We start from the raw sequence: 17,792 nt of genomic DNA, 5'->3' as shown, positions 1-17,792 counted from the left end.
CATCCTTTGGAGAGATTGTCTCCATATCGGATGTCTCTATATCGGGGGAAGGCAGGACATGGAAAAACCGGTCATCATGACGGTCGACGACGATCCCGGCGTGTCCCGTTCCGTCGCCCGGGACCTGCGGCGACGCTACGGCCACTCCTACCGCGTCGTCCGGGCCGACACAGCGGCCGACGGCATGGCCAGCGTCCGCGAGCTGCGGCTGCGGGGCGACGACGTGGCGGCGATCCTCGCCGACTACCGGATGCCCCAGATGAACGGCGTGGAGTTCCTGGAGCAGGCCATGGACCTGTATCCCTACGCGCGCCGCGTGCTGCTGACCGCCTACGCCGACACCGAGGCCGCGATCCAGGCGATCAACGTGGTCGACCTCGACCACTACATGCTCAAGCCCTGGGACCCGCCGGAGGAGAAGTTCTACCCGGTGCTGGACGCCCAGCTCGACGCCTGGCAGCGGACGGACCGGCGCGAGTCCGACGAGCTGCGGGTGGTGGGCGCCCGCTGGTCGGCCCCGTCGTACGAGGTCAGGGACTTCCTGTCGCGCAACCAGGTGCCCTACCGCTGGATGCTGGCCGACTCCCCGGAGGGCGCCGAGCTGCTCGCGGCGGCCCAGGAGAAGGCGGCGGGGGAGAAGGCGGCCGTCAGCCCGGCCAGGCTGCCGCTGGTCATCACCGGCGACGGTACGAAGCTCGTCGCGCCGAGCCTTTCCGAACTGGCCCAGGCCGTGGGGCTGTCCACCGCCCCGGCCACCGACTTCTACGACCTGATCGTGATCGGGGGCGGCCCCGGCGGGCTGGGCGCCGCGGTCTACGGCGCCTCCGAGGGGCTGCGCACCGTGATGGTCGAGCAGCACGCCTCGGGCGGGCAGGCGGGGCAGAGCTCCAGGATCGAGAACTACCTGGGCTTCCCCGACGGCGTCTCCGGCGCCCAGCTCGCCGACCGGGCGCGACGCCAGGCCGCGAAGTTCGGCGCCGAGATGCTCACCGCCCGCACGGTCACCAGCCTGGAGGTCAAGGGCCGGGCCCGGGTGGTCGGCTTCGCCGACGGCGGCTCGATCGCCGCGCACACCGTCATCCTGGCCACCGGCGTCTCCTACCGGCGGCTGAACGCCCCCGGCCTGGAGGACTTCATCGGCTCCGGCTGCTACTACGGCGCGGCCCTGACCGAGGCGCCCGAGTGCGCGAACTGCGAGGTCTACATCGTCGGCGCCGCCAACTCGGCCGGCCAGGGCGCGGTCTACCTGTCGGGGTACGCCAGCAAGGTCCACCTGATCGTCAGGGGTGAGGGGCTGGAGCGGACCATGTCGCACTACCTGATCGAGCAGATCTCGCGGATCCCGAACATCGAGGTGCACACCGAGACCGAGGTGGTCGGCGCCGAGGGCGAGGGCCACATGGAGCGGATCACGCTGAAGGGCCCCGAGGGCGAGCGCACCGTCGAGGCCGAGTGGCTGTTCGTCTTCATCGGCGCCCAGCCGATCACCGACTGGCTCGGCGACACCATCGAGCGCGACGCGAGAGGCTTCGTCCTCACCGGCCCCGACCTGACCGCCGACGAGAGCAGGCCGCGCAACTGGCCGCTCCGGCGGGAGCCGTACCACCTGGAGACGAACGTGCCGGGGGTGTTCGCCGCCGGCGACGTCCGGGCGGACTCGATCAAGCGGGTCGCCTCGGCGGTCGGCGAGGGCGCGATGGCCGTGGCCCTCGTCCACCGCTACCTGGAGAAGACATGACCGCCCCGGACCAGGTCCCTCCCGGCGCCCACGAGAGAGGGAACATGATCGACATCGACGTGCTCCGCGGGCTGTTCCTCTTCGAGAAGCTCGACGACGACAAGCTCCGGTGGCTCGCGAGGTACGGCGACGAGGAGGAGTACGACGCGGGCGAGGCGATCGTCAAGCAGGGTGATCCGGCCGACTGCTTCGCCGTGCTCATCGACGGCGAGGTGGTGATGATCACCGAGACCACCGCCGGGCCGGTCACGATGACCCCGAACTCGCAACCCGGCGTCTACGGCGGCGCGGTCCTGGCCTACCTGGGCGACCGCGCCCCGGCCACCTACGGCCACACGCTGCGCGCCACCAAGCCGACGCGCATGTTCATGCTTCCGGCCAGGAAGTACGGCATGATCATGGCCGAGTGGTTCCCGATGGCGGTGCACCTTCTGGACGGGGCCCGGCTGGGCGGGATGGCCCAGCGGGAGTTCATCGACCGGCGGCAGCGGCTGACCGCGCTCGGCACGATCACCGCCGGGCTCACCCACGAGCTCAACAACCCGGCCGCGGCGGCCGTACGGGCCGTGGACGACCTGCGGGAGAAGGTGAAGAGCACGCGCAGGAGGCTGGCCGCGCTGGCCGAGGACGGCATCGAGCCCCAGCGGCTGCGCGCCCTGATCGACCTGCAGGAGGCGTGCGCCGCCAGCATCTCCGAGCCGTCGCCCCGCTCCCCGCTGGAGATCTCCGACGCCGAGGACGAGCTGGCCGACGCCCTGGAGGAGGCGGGGGTGGAGGACGCCTGGGAGATCGCTCCGCCGCTGGTGGCGGCCGGGTTCAAGATCGCCAAGATGGACAAGATCCGCGAGGCGCTGGGCGAGCGCTACCTGGACGGGGCGATGCACTGGCTGTCGGAGGCCGTCGAGATCACCCAGATGCTGAACGAGGTGACCGACGCGACCGAGCGGATCTCCTCCCTGATCGCCTCCGCCAAGCAGTACTCCCAGATGGACCGGGCGCCGTACCAGACGGTGGACGTGCGGGAGCTGCTGGACAGCACCCTCACCATGTTCCGCGGCAAGATCCCGCCGGGGATCACCATCGCCACCGACTACGACCCCGAGCTGCCGCCCATCCCCGCCTACGCCGGGGAGCTCAACCAGGTGTGGACCAACCTGATCCACAACGCGCTGGACGCGATGGCCGGCACCGGCGTCCTGACCGTCCGCACCCGGCTCGAACACGACACGATCGCGCTGATCGAGATCTGCGACACCGGCCCCGGCGTCCCCGAGGCCCTGCGCGAGCGGATCTTCGAGCCGTTCTTCACCACGAAGGCGGTCGGCGAGGGCACGGGTCTCGGCCTGGACATCTCCTTCCGCATCGTCGCCGGCCGCCACGGAGGCGACCTGCGCGTGGAGTCGGAGCCCGGCGACACCCGCTTCCAGGTGCGTCTCCCCCTCACCGAGACGGCCGACTCCTCCACCTGAGACCGCCCGGCGGCACCTCCCGCCCGGCGGCGGGAGGTGCCATGACGCCCACGCCGTCCGGGCGCCGTGGACGCCCGGGGGCCCTGGCCGTCGCGGGAGCCGCGCACGTTCAGGAGCCGTGGGCGTCCAGGAAGCCGGGCACGTTCAGGAGCCGTGGACGCCGCGGGAGATGTCCATCAGGCGAGCCAGGACGGCGCCCCCGGAGACGCGGACACCGTCGTGCTGCCACTCGTTGGTCACCCAGGTCCGCAGGTTGCCCACCGCCCGCGCGGTGCGCATGGACAGGCCCTCGTCGACGTACATGTCGTCGTAGTAGACGGCGGCGGCCACCGGGACCCGGTTGGCGGCCAGCCGGGCGGGATCGTAGAGGGCGGGCCAGCCGGTGGCCGCGGCGAGGATCTCCGCGGCGCCCTTGAAGGGGCGGAGCGCGGCGATCTCGTCGAACATCCACGGGTAGATCATCTCCCCGGTGGGCAGCGTCGTCGCCGCGTCCTCCTCGAACTCCTCGGGCAGCAGCCGGTGCGCGGCCCAGCCGGTGGCGGCGCCCTGGGCGTAGATCGACTCGTGCAGGACCGCGTAGAGCGGGTTGCCGACGAAGCCGGTGGCCATCATGACCTCGTACAGGAACAGGTCGGAGAGCCTGTCGCCGGTCCAGGCCTCCTCCAGCACCCAGTGCAGGTATTCGGCCCCGTCGCTCATGCCCAGGCACATGCCGAGGGTCTGCAGGCGGCGCACGGTCAGCACGTCGCCGTCCGGGAGGAGGACCTCGTGAAGGCGCAGGTGGTCGGCTATCGCGTCCAGACGGCCCGAGTCGTGCGGGTAGCGGGCGAAGTAGCGGTTCACCTTGTCGCGAACGCGCGGGTAGGTGCGGGAGTAGACGTCGTCGGCGGTGGCGTCGAGCCCGGACAGGCCCCCGGTCACGTAACAGGCCGCCAGGCCCTCGGGAGCCCGGGAGAGGTAGGTCAGCGTGATGAAACCGCCGTAGCTCTGGCCGAGGGTCTCCCACGGCCGGTCGCCGCAGAGCTCGCGCCGGATCAGTTCGGCGTCGGCCACGATCGAGTCGGCCCGGAAGTGCCCGAGGCGGGCGGCGAGCTCGGCGTCCGTGCCGCGCGCGGTCTTCGCGGTGATGGGGGTGCTGCGGCCGGTCCCCCGCTGGTCGAGCAGGAGGACCCGGTGGGTCTTCAAGGCGTGCCCCAGCCACCCGTCGGCGGCGGCCGGGCGCGGTGACTTGCCCCCGGGACCGCCCTGCAGGAAGAGCAGCCACGGCAGGTCCTCCCCCTGCCGCGCCGGGTCCACCGCCTCACGGGCGAAGACCTCGATCGTCTCGCCACCGGGGTCGGCGTGGTCGAGGGGAACGGTGAACACGTGGTCGGTGAGCGCCACACCGGGCAGAAGGACAGTCACCCACGGAAAGCTATCGGACCCGGGCGACGGCTTCCGCTCCAGGTGGCGGGCGGCGACCGGAGGTTCGGCCGTCCCTTCGGCACGGATCGACACTGTCCGTAACCTGGGAAACGACTCGATAACACCACCTTGACGCAGACAGAGCTTTGCCTCTTAAATTTCAATATGAATTAAGCCTCGAAGTTGAGCAGTCGCCACTCCCCGTGAGCGCTCACAAAGCGCGGGAGGGTGACTCGATGCGCAGAGAGCATCGGCGGGGCACCGGCCGGGCATCGGCTGGGCACTGCCCGGCGCCCGGCCACCGATCGTCGTCCCGGCGCTGCTCGTCAGGCGACACATCCGCGTAACCACGCAAGGAGCGATCAAGGGATGACCCAGACCGACGACCGGACCGGCACCGGCCTGGCCCTGTTCCCGCCCGCCTTCCGCTGGGGGGTCGCCACCGCCGCCTACCAGATCGAGGGCGCCACCGCGGAGGACGGCCGCACCCCCTCCATCTGGGACACCTTCTCCAGGACCCCCGGCCGGGTGCACCTCGGGCAGACCGGCGACGTCGCCTGCGACCACTACCACCGCTACGCCGAGGACGTGGCCCTCATGAGGGACCTCGGCGTCAACACCTACCGCTTCTCCGTCTCCTGGCCCCGGATCAAGCCCGACGGCACCGGACCGGTGAACCCCCGCGGCCTCGACTTCTACGACCGGCTGGTGGACACCCTGCTGGCCGCCGGGATCGACCCCATGGCCACGCTGTACCACTGGGACCTGCCGCAGACCCTGGAGGACGGGGGCGGGTGGACCGTACGGGACACCGCCCACCACTTCGCCGGGTACGCGGAGGCGGTGTACGACCGGCTCGGAGACCGGATCAGGACCTGGACCACCCTCAACGAGCCGTGGTGCTCGGCCTTCCTCGGGTACGGCACCCGCGACCAGGCTCCCGGCCGAGCCGAGCCGGCCTCGGCCTTCCTCGCGGCGCACCACCTGCTGCTCGGCCACGGCCTGGCGGCCCGCGCCCTGCGCGCGGCGGGCGCCGGGGAGGTCTCGGTCACGGTCAACCTCACCCCGGTGTCCCCCCGCGACCCGCAGGACCGGCACGACGTCGCGGCGGCCAGGCTCGTCGACGGCCTGCACAACCGGATCTTCCTCGACCCGATCGTGTACGGCCGCTACCCGGCCGACATGCTGGAGCACACGGCCCGCTTCACCGGCCTGGACCACATCCTCGACGGCGACGAGGAGCTCATCGGCGCCCCGATCGACTTCCTGGGGGTCAACTACTACGCGCCGACCCACGTCGCGGCGAAGGTCGGCACGCCCTCCTCCGACCGCTTCCCCGGCACCGAGGGCGTCGAGCACCCCGACCCCGGCCTGCCGGTGACCGCCATGGGCTGGCCCGTCGAGGCGGACGGCCTGCGCAGGCTCCTGGTACGGCTGGCGCGGGACTACCCGTCCACCCCGCTGATGATCACCGAGAACGGCGCCGCCTACCCCGACTCCGCCGAGGACGGCAGGGTGGCCGACGCCGAGCGCGTCGACTACCTGCGCACCCACCTGCTCGCCGCCCACCAGGCGATCCAGGAGGGAGCCGACCTGCGCGGCTACCTGGCCTGGTCGCTGATGGACAACTTCGAGTGGGCCTACGGCTACGACAAGCGGTTCGGGCTGGTCCACGTCGACTACGACACCCAGACGCGCATCCCCAAGGACAGCGCCCTGTGGTACAGCGGGGTCATCGGCAGGAACGGGATCTGACCCGGGAGTCCCGGACATCACCTGACACGGATGCTCCCCCGCCCTTGGAAAGGGACGGGGGAGCATCCGTTTTCGCCGCCTCGCAAAGCCGATCCGTGTCCGTGATGCCGTACGAACCTCACGTCTTCGAGGCAGGCCCGTTTCCGTCACCTCGTACGGCCGGACACGGCGGCCACCGCCGACAGGCGGCCCCTCCGCGCGTCACGCGGTGATCGCCAGCAGTTCCGGGTCCACCGGGTGGCGCAGCGGCCGGCCCGCCAGCGCCAGGAGCACCTCGTCCACCGCGTACGCCCCCAGCCTGGCCAGCTCGTTGCCCAGCGCCCCGGCGACGTGCGGGGTGAGGATGACGTTGGGCAGGTCCCACAGCACCGAGTCGGCGGGGACGACCTCGGGCTCGGTCACGTCGAGCACCGCCGACAGCCTGCCGGTGACCAGTTCGGCGACGAGCGCCCCGTGGTCCACCAGGGAGCCCCTGGCGGTGTTGATGAGCGTCGCGCCGTCGCGCATCGCGGCCAGGCGGGCCGCGGTGACCATCCCCGTCGTGGCGTCGGTGGCCGGGGCGTGCAGGGAGACGATGTCGGCGGCGGCGAACAGCTCGTCGACCCCGACCAGGCGGGCGCCGAGCGCCCGCGCGCCCCGGACGTCCAGGTACGGATCGGCGATCAGCACGTCCAGGTCGAAGGGGGCGAGCAGCTCCGCGACCCTCCTGCCGATCCTGGAGGCCCCGACCAGGCCGACCGTCCTGCCGTAGTTGCCGTAGTCCCCGTAGTCGCCGTGGCCGTCTCGCCCCTGGTACAGGCGCAGGTCCTCCCTCCTGGCCCGGTACTCGCGGGCGAGCGCGAGGACGGACTTGCCGGTGAGCAGGATCATCGCCACGGTGTACTCGGCGACCGGCAGCGCGTTGGCCGAGGCGGCCGAGCTCACCGGGATCCCCCGGGCGAACACGGCCTGGCCGACGTGGCCCTTGACGCTCCCCGCCGCGTGCACGACGGCCCGCAGGCGCGGCGCGCGCCGCAGCACGGGCTCGTCGATGAGCGGGCAGCCCCAGCCGGTGACCAGGACCTCCGCCCGCTCCAGGCGCACCCGCGCCTCGTCGGACCCGAACTCGGTGAGCGGCACCGCCAGATCGGCCTCGGCGACCGCGCGGAGGCGGTCACCGACGCCGGGGGGGAACAGGCGGGCGGGCAGCCCCGGATACATCGCCAGCACCACCGACGGCGGACCGGCGGTCACCGGCCGGCCCAGATCAGGCCACGCCGGGTGAGCTCGTACACGGTGGGGTGCCGCAGGTCCTCCATCCGGTGGCCGACGGCGGAGAAGAAGACCTTCCCCCTCCCCCACCGGCGGGTCCAGACGACGGGCATCGGGGTCTGCGGGGAGACGAACCGCGTGGTGGCGAGGACCTCGTTGTGGGCGTCGGTGAGCATCCAGTACTGCTCGGTCTCGACGGTGAAGTCGTCCAGCCCGGCGACGATCGGGTGCCCGGCGTGCGCGGGGTCGATGACGACGTCGTAGGTGAGGAAGTCCGCGGGGTGGTGCAGGAAGAGCCCGCCGACCATCCGCAGGTAGTCGTGGCTGCCGTCGAAGGTCGCCACCAGGCCGCCGTGCCAGCCGGCGAAGCCGGTGCCCGCGCGGACCGCGGACACCAGTCCCGCCTCCTGCTCCGGCGTCAGGACGCCGCCCGTCCAGCACTGCACGATCAGGTCGGTCCCGGCCAGCAGCGGCCCGTCGGCGTAGACCTCCAGGTCGTCGGCGACGGTCACCTCGAAGCCCGCGGCGGCCAGCTCGGGGACGAACAGCTCGGTCGCCTCGACGGGGACGTGCCCCTCCCAGCCGCCGCGGACGACCAGCGCCCTCCTCATCGGCGGCCGGCCGGGTCGCTCGCCCACTCGGGCAGGGTGAGCGGGGTGCGCTGGACCCCGATCCACTGGCGCCTGGTGAAGCCCGGCATCTGGTTCTCCGCCCCGTGACGGGCGTGCGCGTCGTTGACGTGGACCTCGCCCGCCCGCAGCCGCTCGGCCACGTCCATGCCGCGCATCAGGTCGGCGGTGAACACCGAGTCCATCATCATCGGGTGCCGGTTGGCCAGCTCGACGGCCTCGTCCTCGGAGTCGACCACCGTCACCGGGATGACCGGCCCGAATATCTCCTCGGTGAACGCGGGCATGTCCGGGGTCACGTCGGCCAGCACGGTGGGGCGGTAGAACAGCCCGTCGTAGGTGCCGCCGGCGACCAGCCGGGCGCCCTTGGCGATCGAGGGCGCGACGATCCGCTCGTGCAGCCGGGTCCGCTGGCCCTCGCTGATCAGCGGACCCAGATCGGTGTCCGGCGACATCGGGTCGCCCAGGCGCAGTGCCTCGACCCGCCTGGTCACGGCCTCCAGGTAGCGGTCGGCGACCTCTCGGACGACGATGTGCCGGCTGGTGCTGATGCACGTCTGCCCCTGGAACTCCAGCGAGGCGATCATGGCGTGAGAGGCGGCCAGTTCGACGTCGGCGTCCTCCAGGACGATGAAGGCGTTGTCGCCGCCCAGCTCCAGGCGGATCGCGCGCAGGTCGGTGGCCGCGGAGGCCGCGATGAGCAGGCCGACCTCGCGGGAGCCGGTGAAGTCCAGCAGGTCCAGCCCCCGGTGCTCGGCCAGTGCCCAGCCGGCCTCGGGTCCGTCCCCGGTGACCACGTTGAACACCCCGGCGGGCAGCCCGACGGCCTCGGCGGCCTCGGCCAGCACGTGGCCGCCGACCAGCGGGGTCAGCTCGGCGGGCTTGAGCACGAGGGTGTTGCCGAACGCCAGGCCGGGCGCGACCATCCGCATGGCGAGGTTCATCGGGTAGTTCCACGGCGTGATGACGCCGATCACTCCCAGCGGCACCGCGCGCAACAGCGAGAGCTTGCCCGCCTTGTACGGGGGCAGGATGTCCCCGGCGTTCTCGGTCGCCTGGACCGACGAGATGAGGAGCTGGCGGATGCTCGTGCTCACCTCGTCCTCGGCCTTGGCCCGCACGCCGCCCGTCTCACGGATGCTCAGCTCGACCAGCTCTTCGTAGCGGCCCTGGAGGTGCTCGGCGAGGCCCCGCAGGTATCCTGCCCGCTCGGGTGCCGACAGGGCGGCCCAGGCGGGCTGCGCGGCACGGGCGGCGGCGACGGCCCGATCGACGTCGGCGGGACCTCCCAGCGCGTACGTGCCGATCCGCGCACCGGTCGCCTTCTCGTGCACGGGGGCGGCGCCTCCTGAGGCGGCATCCTGGAACGTCCCGTCGATGTACAACCTGCCCACAGCCATCCCCTACTTCATCATCACGCTTAGTACAGAATGCAAAATAAGTCCTGAACGGAGGCGGCGTCAACAGTCCCAGGGGACACCGTGAGGGCGGTCGCGGTCCTCGCCTCCCGAGGTCAGACGGGCGCGTGCCCGGCCGGCTCCGGGGTCGGGGGCGTGACGCGGCCCGCGGGGCGCACCGCGTGGCTGCGCAGCAGGAAGTCCTCGACGACCAGGGTGGCCGCGCCCAGGGCGACCGCCTCGGCCCCGAGCCTGCCCAGCTCGATCGACGCCTGCGAGAAGGGCAGGGGCAGGGCGTACCGGGCGGCGGCGGCGCGGATCTCGGGAAGGAACCTCCGCCCGAGGAGGGATCCGGCCCAGCCGCCGAGGATGATGCGCTCGGGGTTGAAGAGGTTGATCAGGTTGGCCAGCCCGGCCCCCAGGCAGCGGACGGCCTCGTCGAGCGCGGGCCGCGCCAGCGGGTCGGCGAGGAGTTCGGCGAAGACGCTCTCCTCGTCGTCACCCCCCAGGTCCCTTCCCGCGCCGGCCAGGATCGCCTCGGCGCCGATGTAGGCCTCCAGGCAGCCCTGGCCGCCACAGCGGCAGGGGCGCCCGTCGAGGACGATCTTCGTGTGGCCCCACTCGCCCGCGCCGCTCGCCGTTCCCCGGTAGGTGACGCCGCCGTTGATGATGCTCGCCCCGGCCCCCGTGCCGATGAAGGTCATGACCAGGTGCTGGGCGCCCTTGCCCGCACCGAACCAGAGCTCGGCCTGGCCCGTCGTCTTGACGCCGTTGTCGGCGAAGATCGGGAGCGAGGTGCCCTCGCGGAGGAGCGCGCCCAGGGGTACGCCGTCCCAGCCGAACGCGCGGGCGTGGATGAGCAGGTCGGAGCCCTGCTCGGCGACGCCGGGAACGCCGAGGCCCATGCCGAGCACCTCGGACTCCGTGGCTCCGGCGTCGGACAGGACCGCCTGGAGACCGTCGAGGATGTGCCGGGCCACCACGGCCGGTTCGTGGTGGCTGGGGTCGAGGGCGAACTCCTTCCTCGCCCGCTCCTCCATCGCCAGGTCGTACAGCTCCACGCGGACGCGCGTCTCCCCGACGCCCACCCCGACCACGTATCCGTACGAGGGGTCGACCTTGAGCATGATCCGCGGTCGCCCGCCGTCGGAGTCGACGGAACCGGTCTCCACCACGATGCCGTCCGTGATGAGGTCGCCGATCACGTTGCTGACCGTGGCGGCGCTGAGGCCGGTCAGCTGGGCCAGATCGTGCCTGCTCAGCTCGCCGGCGAAGTACAGCGTCCACAGGACCACGGACCGGTTGCCCTTGCGCACGTCACGAAGGGTCCCCCGCTGTGGACGGCTCATGCTTCTCCCCCGGGGAAGTAATTTCAGATGTTAGTACAACTACTCTAGTCACTGCCGGACCTGGCTTTTCTGCCACGCTCCCACCTGGCGGGGCACGGCCCGCCCGTATCGCGCGTGAGGAGAGTTTCCCAGGTCGCGCCGCGCGTCGCCATGCCCGGCCACACCGTGGGACCGGCGGGCGGAGAACCCCTGGTCTCCTGGGCGCGGACGGCTCCGGTTGTTAGGCTCGGCCACCAAGCAAGTGCTCACTCCAGGGCACCGGGACGGGCGAGGACGGGCGATGGCGGCAGACGGCGGGACCGAGGGTCGTGTGGAGACGTACGGGCACTGCGACCCACGCTTCTCGCGGGTACGGGAGGTGTTCGACGCGCACTTCGCCGGCGGCGAGGAGCTGGGCGCGGCGTTCGCGGTCTTCCTGGACGGCGAGCCGGTCGTGGAACTGTGGGGCGGGGTCGCCGACCGCCGCAGCGGGCGGACCTGGGAGCGCGACACCCCCGTGCTGGCGTACTCGTGCACCAAGGCGGTGACCGCGACGGTCGCGCAGCTGCTGGCCGAACGCGGCCTGCTCGACGTCGCCGCCCCGGTCGCGGACGTCTGGCCGGAGTTCGCGCGGCGCGGCAAGGAGCGCGTCACCGTCGAGCATCTCCTCACCCACCAGGTGGGGCTGCCCGTGATCGAGGAGGAGGTTCCCGTCGAGGAGTTCGAGGACCAGGCCGCCATCGCGGACCGGCTGGCCGGGCAGGAGCCGATCTGGGAGCCGGGCACCGCGCACGGCTACCACGCGCTGACGTACGGGTTCCTGGTCGGCGAGGTGGTCCGCAGGGTGTCGGGCAAGTCCGTGAGCGAGATCGTGGCCGCCGAGATCTCCGGTCCCCTCGGCCTGGAGCTCTGGGTCGGCGCCCCGGACGACGTGGCGGCGCGGGCGGCCCGGCTGTCCGCCGGGGATCGTCCCGCGCCCCCCGCCGCCCCGCCCGCCGATCCGCCCGTCGCCTCGCCGTCCACCCCGCCCGCGGAACCCGCGGCGCCGGAGCTGCCTGGACAGGGGCCGGGAGACCCGGTCTACGAGATGGCCAGGGCCTCGCTCGACAAGGACAGCCTGCTGAACCGGGCCCTGGGCAACCCTCCGATCCACCGGCTGCGGGGCGGCGCCAACCACCCGGTCGTGCTGCGCGCGGGCTGGCCCGCGATGGGCGCCGTCACCACCGCTCGGGGCCTGGCGGGTTTCTACCGCGACCTGGTGGCCGGGCGGATCCTGCGCCCGGAGACCCTGCGCGGCGCGACGCGCAGGAGGGTGAACGGCCCGGACAGGGTGCTGTTCCTCGACAGCTCCTTCGGCCTGGGCTACATGCGCCCGGCGCTGACCTTCCTCACCCCCGCGAGAGGCGCGGAGACCGCGTTCGGCCACACCGGCATGGGCGGGTCGCTGGGTCTCGGAGACGTCGAGCACGGCCTGGGCATGGCGTACACGATGAACAGGATGGCGGGCGCCGCCTCGGGGAACCTCCGCGCCCACCGCCTGGCCGAGGCCGTCTACGAGTCGCTCCCCCGCGCCCACTCTGCCCGCTGACCCCCGCACCCACCCGGCCCGCTGCCCGCTGCCCGCTGCCCGCTGCCCCGGCACGGTCGGCCACCGCGCACGATTCCAACGTCACCCATTCGCAAAAGTTGACCAATCGTGACAACCAACCGCAGGGGTGAGACCGTCGAACAAGTCGACGGCACTCGGAAGGGGACGGGATGGTTCCGGGATACCGCGAGGTTCGGGAACTCGGCGCCGGCGGGGGCGGGCGCGTGGTGCTGGCCACGTACGCCCCCACCGGCGCCTACGTGGCCATCAAATACCTCAACGCGACCCTCAAGGACGATCACCGCTTCCTGGCGCGCTTCCGCGCGGAGGCGCGCGTCATGGTGGAACTGCAGGACCCGAACGTGGTCCAGCTCTACGAGTACTACGAGGACGTGCTCGAAGCCGCGATCGTGATGGAGCTGGTCGACGGGGTCGCGCTCAGGCGGATCCTGTCCGAGCACGGCAGCACGAGCCCGGAGGCGGCGCTGGCCGTGCTCAAGGGCTCGCTGCTCGGCCTGGCCTTCGCGCACGCCGCCGGTGTCGTGCACCGCGACTACAAGCCGGAGAACGTGCTGATCCAGGCCGACGGCGGCAGCAAGCTGGCCGACTTCGGCATCGCCGCCCACGTCGGGGAGGCCGGGATGACCGCCGGCACCCCGGCCTACATGGCGCCCGAGCAGTGGGAGGGGGCGCCGGCGAGCGCGGCGACCGACGTCTACGCGGCCACGTGCGTGTTCTTCGAGTGCCTCACCGGGCGCAGGCCCTACCTGGCCGACCACCGCCTCGTGCTGATGCACCGCCACCGGCACGAGGCGATCCCGGTGGAGGAGGTGCCCGGCTCGGTACGCGGGCTGGTCACGCGGGGCATGGCCAAGAACCCGGCGGACCGGCCGCAGAGCGCGCGGGCGTTCCTGGAGGAGCTGGAGGCGGCGGCACTGGCGGCGTACGGGCCGGAGTGGGAGCAGCGCGGGCGGCGGCACCTGGCCGAGCTCGCCACGCTGCTGGCACTGGCGTTCCCGCTGGCCAAGCCCGCGCCGAAGGCCGCCTCCTCGGTGGCCCAGACGGTACTCGGCCGGGTGGGGCGGGTGCGCCGTCCCCGGCTGGGCCCCAGGACCCTGGCCGGGCTGGGAGTGATCACCGTCGCGATGACCGCCGGTGTGATCGCGGCCAACCGGCCGCAGGACCGGCTCTCCGCCGACACGATCTTCACCCCGCCGCCCGGTTCCGCGATGATCGAGGAGACCCCCGCGCAGCGGCGGCGGAGCCAGGCGTCGGCGCCTCCCGACCCCTCCACCGGGCCGGGCCGCCCCTCGGGAAGTGCCGCCGCCAGGAAGCCCGGCTCCTCCTCGAACGGCGCGAACCCCGGCCAGGTCACCTCGCCCCCGTCACCGGCCCCCACCCGGACACCGGTCTCCCCGCCCCCCGCTCCTCCCTCGCCCCCCTCGCCGACCGGCTCGCAGCCGCCGCCCCCGTCGCCCACGCGCTCGCGAACCGCGGCCCCCACCCGCCCGCCCACGCCCGTACCCACGTCCACCCGGCCGCCGGTACCGGAACCCACCGGGACGGGGGCGACGGGGCCCGTGCACGCGGTCAGCGGCCTGAGGATCGTGGGAATCGACGCGCTCGGGACCACGGTCGGCTTCCGCGCCTCCACCACGGGGAAGGTCGCGGTGACCGTCACCTTCGCCGAGGGGCCCGATCCCGGCCGGCTCGTCCGGGCGGCCCCGCGCACCTCCGTGATCGGCGGGCTGAAGACCTACTCCCACACCGTCCCGCACGACTTCACCGTCCCCGCCTGCGAGCAGACCCTCTACCGCCGGGTCACGGTCTCCACCGTGCCCCGTTCTCCGGGCGGGGCGGCCGGCCGCACGGAGAGGGTCCGCGGCGAGCCGTGCGCGCCGTCCACGGTCTCGATCACCTCCTTCGACGGCACCACGGTCGGCTTCCGGGTGAAGGCCCCCAGCACCTCGCCGGTGACCGTGCGGCTCGGGTTCGCCCAGACGATCGGGGACACGCGAGAGACGCTGACCAGCAGCACGCGGGAGCTGGAGCTGTCCGGCGACACCGAGTACGAGCGGGAGGTGACCGGGGATTTCGCCGCCCCGCCCCGGTGCGGGGGGCACGTCACGCGGGTGGTGGTGGTCAACACCGATCCCATGGGCGACACGCCCTCCCGGACCGTCCGGATCAACCTGCCCCCCTGCGCCCCCGACCCGGGCACGAACCCGGACCCGGACCCGGACCCGGACCCGGAAACGACTCCGGAGACGGGCCCGGACACGGAACCGGCCCCGGACACGAGCACGGACCCGGGCCCGCGCGAACCCCGGGACTCGGAGAGTCCTCCCGGGAACGGGCCCGCCCTGGTGGACATCGACCTGGGCGGCCTCCTGGACGGCCTCCTGTGAGGTGATCGGGTCCGCGCCGACGTGATGAGCGGCGGCCACCGAACCGGACCCGCCGGCCGGCGGCACACCCGGTCGCCGGGACCCCCGGTCCGGGGCGGCGGGTTCACCGGCCCGCGCCCCCGCCGGTGCCCGCCCGGGTCACGGGACACGCGCGGGGAAACGGCCTGCACATAGTGTGGATTGTGCCGGTTGGATCCGGACATACGGCGATCCGCTCGCCGAAGCCGGCGTGAGGCACTGATGAATGAGGTGGCATCGGTCACCCCGAAGCGGTGGCAGGCGACGGATCTGCCCCCCGAGGTGACCAGTTTCGTGGGGCGTCGGCACGAGATGGCCGAGGTCAAGCGCCTGCTGTCCGGAGCACACGTGGTGACCCTCACCGGCCCCGGCGGGGTCGGCAAGACCCGGCTGGCCCTGCGCGTCGCCGCCGACGTCCAGCGGGCGTTTCCCGACGGGGTGTGGCTGGTCGAGCTCGCCGGGCTGGAGAACCCGGAGCTGCTCGCCGCGTCGGTGAACGAGGCCCTGGCGATCAGGGACGTCTCCCACCAGCCCCCCGTGGAGGTGCTCATCGACCACCTGCGGGAGAAGCGGGCACTGCTGATCCTCGACAACTGCGAGCATCTCCTGCGAGCCTGCGCCGTACTGGCGGAAACCCTCGTCCGGGCGGCCCCCTCCCTGCGGGTCCTCACCACCAGCCGGCAGGCACTGGGCATCTCCGGCGAGCAGACACTGGTCGTGCCCACCCTGCCGCTGCCACCGCCGCCGGGCCCCGGCGGCCCCAGGCCGTCCGCGGAGCCGCCGGCACAGTCGGAGGCGGTACGCCTGTTCACCGAACGGGCCACCGCCGTCCTGCCGGACTTCACGCTCACCGAGGCCAACAGGTCCGCGGTGGAGGAGATCTGCCGCCGGCTGGACGGCATCCCGCTCGCGATCGAGCTGGCGGTCGTGCGGCTGCGCGCGCTCTCCCCCGAGGAACTGCTGGCCCGGCTGGACAACCGGTTCCGGCTGCTGACCGGCGGTTCACCCGCGACGATGCCCCGCCAGCAGACGCTGCGCGCGCTGATCGACTGGAGCTACGCCCTGTGCACCGAGAAGGAGCGGCTGCTGTGGGAGCGCGTCTCGGTGTTCACCGACGGCCTGGACCTCGACGCGGCCGAGGAGGTCTGCTCGGGGAACGGCATCGAGCACGAGGAGGTGGTCGACCTGGTGATCGAGCTGGTGGGCAAGTCGATCCTGGTCCGGGAGGACCTTCCCGCGACGTCCACCGCGACCCGCTACCGGTTGCTGGAGACGATCAGGCAGTACGGCCGGGAGAGGCTCGTGGCCTCGGGGCAGGAGAGCGCCCTGCAGCGGCTGCACCGCGACCACTATCGCCGGCTGGCGGCGGAGGCGTACGCGGAGCGGTTCGGCCCGCGCCAGGTGTCCTGGCTGGGCAGGCTGAACCTCGACCACGCCAACCTGCGCACCGCGCTGGAGTACTGCTTCGGCGAGCCCGGGGAGACCTCCGCGGCCCTGGGCATGGCCACCGACCTGCTCTACCACTGGATCACGAGCCACTACATCAGGGAGGGGCGCCACTGGCTGGACCAGAGCCTCCTCTCCGGCACCGGCTCCGACGAGATCCGGGGCCGCGCGCTGTGGTCCAACAGCTGGCTGGCCGTCATCCAGGCCGACATCGTCTCCGCCGCGACGATGCTGGAGGAGGCCAGGGAACTCGGCCGGCGTCCCGGGCACGAGCCGGTCCTGGCCTACGTCGCGCTCTACTCGGGGATGATCGCCATGTTCCGGAGGGACGTCGATCTCGCGATCAGCCTGTACGAGGAGGCGGCGACGCGCCACCGCGCCGACGACGACCCGGCGGGCCAGGCGCTGGCGCTCGTCCGGCTCTGCCTCGCCCACTCCTTCCGGGGCGACTGGCCGAGCGCCGTCTCCGCCGGCGAGGAGTGCATCGCGCTGTGCGACGCCCACGGGGAGCGCTGGCACCGGGCGTACGCGATGATGGCGCTCGGCGTCGGGGTCTGGTGCCAGGGCGACGCCCCGCGCGCCACGGAGCTGGAGAGGGAGAGCCTGAGGTTCAACCGCTCACTCGACGATCTTCTGGGCGTCGGCGTCAACGTGGAGGTGCTGGCCTGGATCGCCGCCGCGGACGGCGACCACCGGCGGGCTGCCAGGCTGCTGGGGGTGCTGGAGACGGTCTGGCAGGTGATCGGGGCGCCGCTGTCCGGTTACGGGCACCTGACGCGCTACCACGACGAGTGCGAGGAGCGCACGCGCGAGGCTCTCGGAAAGCAGGCCTTCGACACCTTGGTCAGGCAGGGCTCGAAGATGCGGTGCGACGAGGCCTTCGCCTTCGCTCTCGAGGAGGAGGCGCCCGGCGGCGAGCCCTCCGGCGAGGCCGAGGAGCCGTCGCCGCTGACCCGCAGGGAGACGGAGATCGCCAAGCTCGTCGCCCAGGGGCTGAGCAACAAGGAGATCGCGGCCTCGCTGACGATCGCCCAGCGCACCGCGGAAGGTCACATCGAGCACATCATGACCAAGCTCGGCTTCCACTCGCGGGCCCAGATCGCCGTCTGGACCGGCGAGCGCATCCGGAACGCGAGCGGGAACCGCACGCCCGACGGCTGACGGGCAAGGACGCCTGACGGACAGGCTGGGACGCCGGAGCCGACGAGTGCGATGATCCCGTCGGCTCCGGCGTCCGGCTGGAACCGGGTCGGGGGACTCGGCTCCGGCCTTCGGAGGTGGTCTGTGCGCCCGGCCCTCGTGGAACCGGGCGGCGGGGGCCCGGGGCGGTGGTCCTGCGGCCCGTGGCCGGGGTATGCGTC

11 protein-coding genes are annotated in these 17,792 nt (G+C 72.6%); 6 read left to right on the top strand and 5 right to left on the bottom strand.

The annotated features are described in order from the left end of the window. Positions 1-58 precede the first annotated feature (58 nt). Together ACVCAG_RS07310 and ACVCAG_RS07305 are read left to right on the top strand one after the other, a co-directional pair. The gene (locus ACVCAG_RS07310; RefSeq protein WP_440082944.1) at positions 59-1,738 is read left to right on the top strand and encodes an FAD-dependent oxidoreductase; all 1,680 of its coding nucleotides are present in this window, start codon (positions 59-61) and stop codon (positions 1,736-1,738) included. After that, positions 1,735-3,207 carry an ATP-binding protein gene (locus ACVCAG_RS07305; protein WP_440082943.1) on the top strand — a complete coding sequence of 491 codons (1,473 nt, stop codon included), beginning with the start codon at positions 1,735-1,737 and terminating at the stop codon, positions 3,205-3,207. Before ACVCAG_RS07310 ends, ACVCAG_RS07305 begins: the two co-directional genes overlap by 4 nt. 144 nt (positions 3,208-3,351) lie before the next feature. On the opposite strand, the gene ACVCAG_RS07300 is transcribed toward ACVCAG_RS07305, so the two are convergent. Next, entirely contained in the window at positions 3,352-4,611 is a 1,260-nt protein-coding gene (locus ACVCAG_RS07300; RefSeq protein ID WP_440082942.1) for an alpha/beta fold hydrolase, read from the bottom strand. 369 nt (positions 4,612-4,980) lie between these two features. On the opposite strand from ACVCAG_RS07300, the gene ACVCAG_RS07295 reads away from it, so the two are divergent. Further along, complete coding sequence (locus ACVCAG_RS07295; RefSeq protein ID WP_440082941.1) at positions 4,981-6,366, top strand: GH1 family beta-glucosidase; 1,386 nt, start codon at positions 4,981-4,983, stop codon at positions 6,364-6,366. A gap of 201 nt (positions 6,367-6,567) precedes the next feature. Here ACVCAG_RS07295 and ACVCAG_RS07290 read toward each other — a convergent pair whose 3' ends face one another. From ACVCAG_RS07290 to ACVCAG_RS07275, 4 genes are all read right to left on the bottom strand, one after another. After that, the gene (locus ACVCAG_RS07290; protein WP_440082940.1) at positions 6,568-7,599 is read right to left on the bottom strand and encodes a hydroxyacid dehydrogenase; all 1,032 of its coding nucleotides are present in this window, start codon (positions 7,597-7,599) and stop codon (positions 6,568-6,570) included. Then, positions 7,596-8,255: a ThuA domain-containing protein gene (locus tag ACVCAG_RS07285; protein ID WP_440082939.1), complete on the bottom strand. Its 660-nt coding sequence runs from the start codon at positions 8,253-8,255 to the stop codon at positions 7,596-7,598. Before ACVCAG_RS07285 ends, ACVCAG_RS07290 begins: the two co-directional genes overlap by 4 nt. Next, the gene (locus ACVCAG_RS07280; protein ID WP_447189606.1) at positions 8,225-9,640 is read right to left on the bottom strand and encodes an aldehyde dehydrogenase family protein; all 1,416 of its coding nucleotides are present in this window, start codon (positions 9,638-9,640) and stop codon (positions 8,225-8,227) included. The genes ACVCAG_RS07285 and ACVCAG_RS07280 overlap by 31 nt, the downstream gene beginning before the upstream one ends. Before the next feature lie 119 nt (positions 9,641-9,759). Continuing rightward, entirely contained in the window at positions 9,760-10,992 is a 1,233-nt protein-coding gene (locus ACVCAG_RS07275) for an ROK family protein (protein WP_440082937.1), read from the bottom strand. Positions 10,993-11,272: 280 nt separating this feature from the next. On the opposite strand from ACVCAG_RS07275, the gene ACVCAG_RS07270 reads away from it, so the two are divergent. The 3 genes from ACVCAG_RS07270 to ACVCAG_RS07260 all read left to right on the top strand — a co-directional run bounded on the left by ACVCAG_RS07270 (position 11,273) and on the right by ACVCAG_RS07260 (position 17,592). Next, on the top strand, positions 11,273-12,559 hold the full coding sequence (locus ACVCAG_RS07270) for a serine hydrolase (protein WP_440082936.1): 1,287 nt from the start codon (positions 11,273-11,275) through the stop codon (positions 12,557-12,559). A 170-nt stretch (positions 12,560-12,729) separates the two neighbouring features. After that, positions 12,730-14,967: a protein kinase domain-containing protein gene (locus ACVCAG_RS07265; protein ID WP_447189605.1), complete on the top strand. Its 2,238-nt coding sequence runs from the start codon at positions 12,730-12,732 to the stop codon at positions 14,965-14,967. A 240-nt stretch (positions 14,968-15,207) separates the two neighbouring features. Next, positions 15,208-17,592, top strand: coding sequence for a LuxR C-terminal-related transcriptional regulator (locus ACVCAG_RS07260; RefSeq protein WP_440082934.1), 2,385 nt, complete (start codon positions 15,208-15,210; stop codon positions 17,590-17,592). Positions 17,593-17,792 lie beyond the last annotated feature (200 nt).

Source organism: Streptosporangium sp. G12, from assembly GCF_052983175.1.
This window is presented reverse-complemented; position numbering and strand designations above follow the sequence as displayed.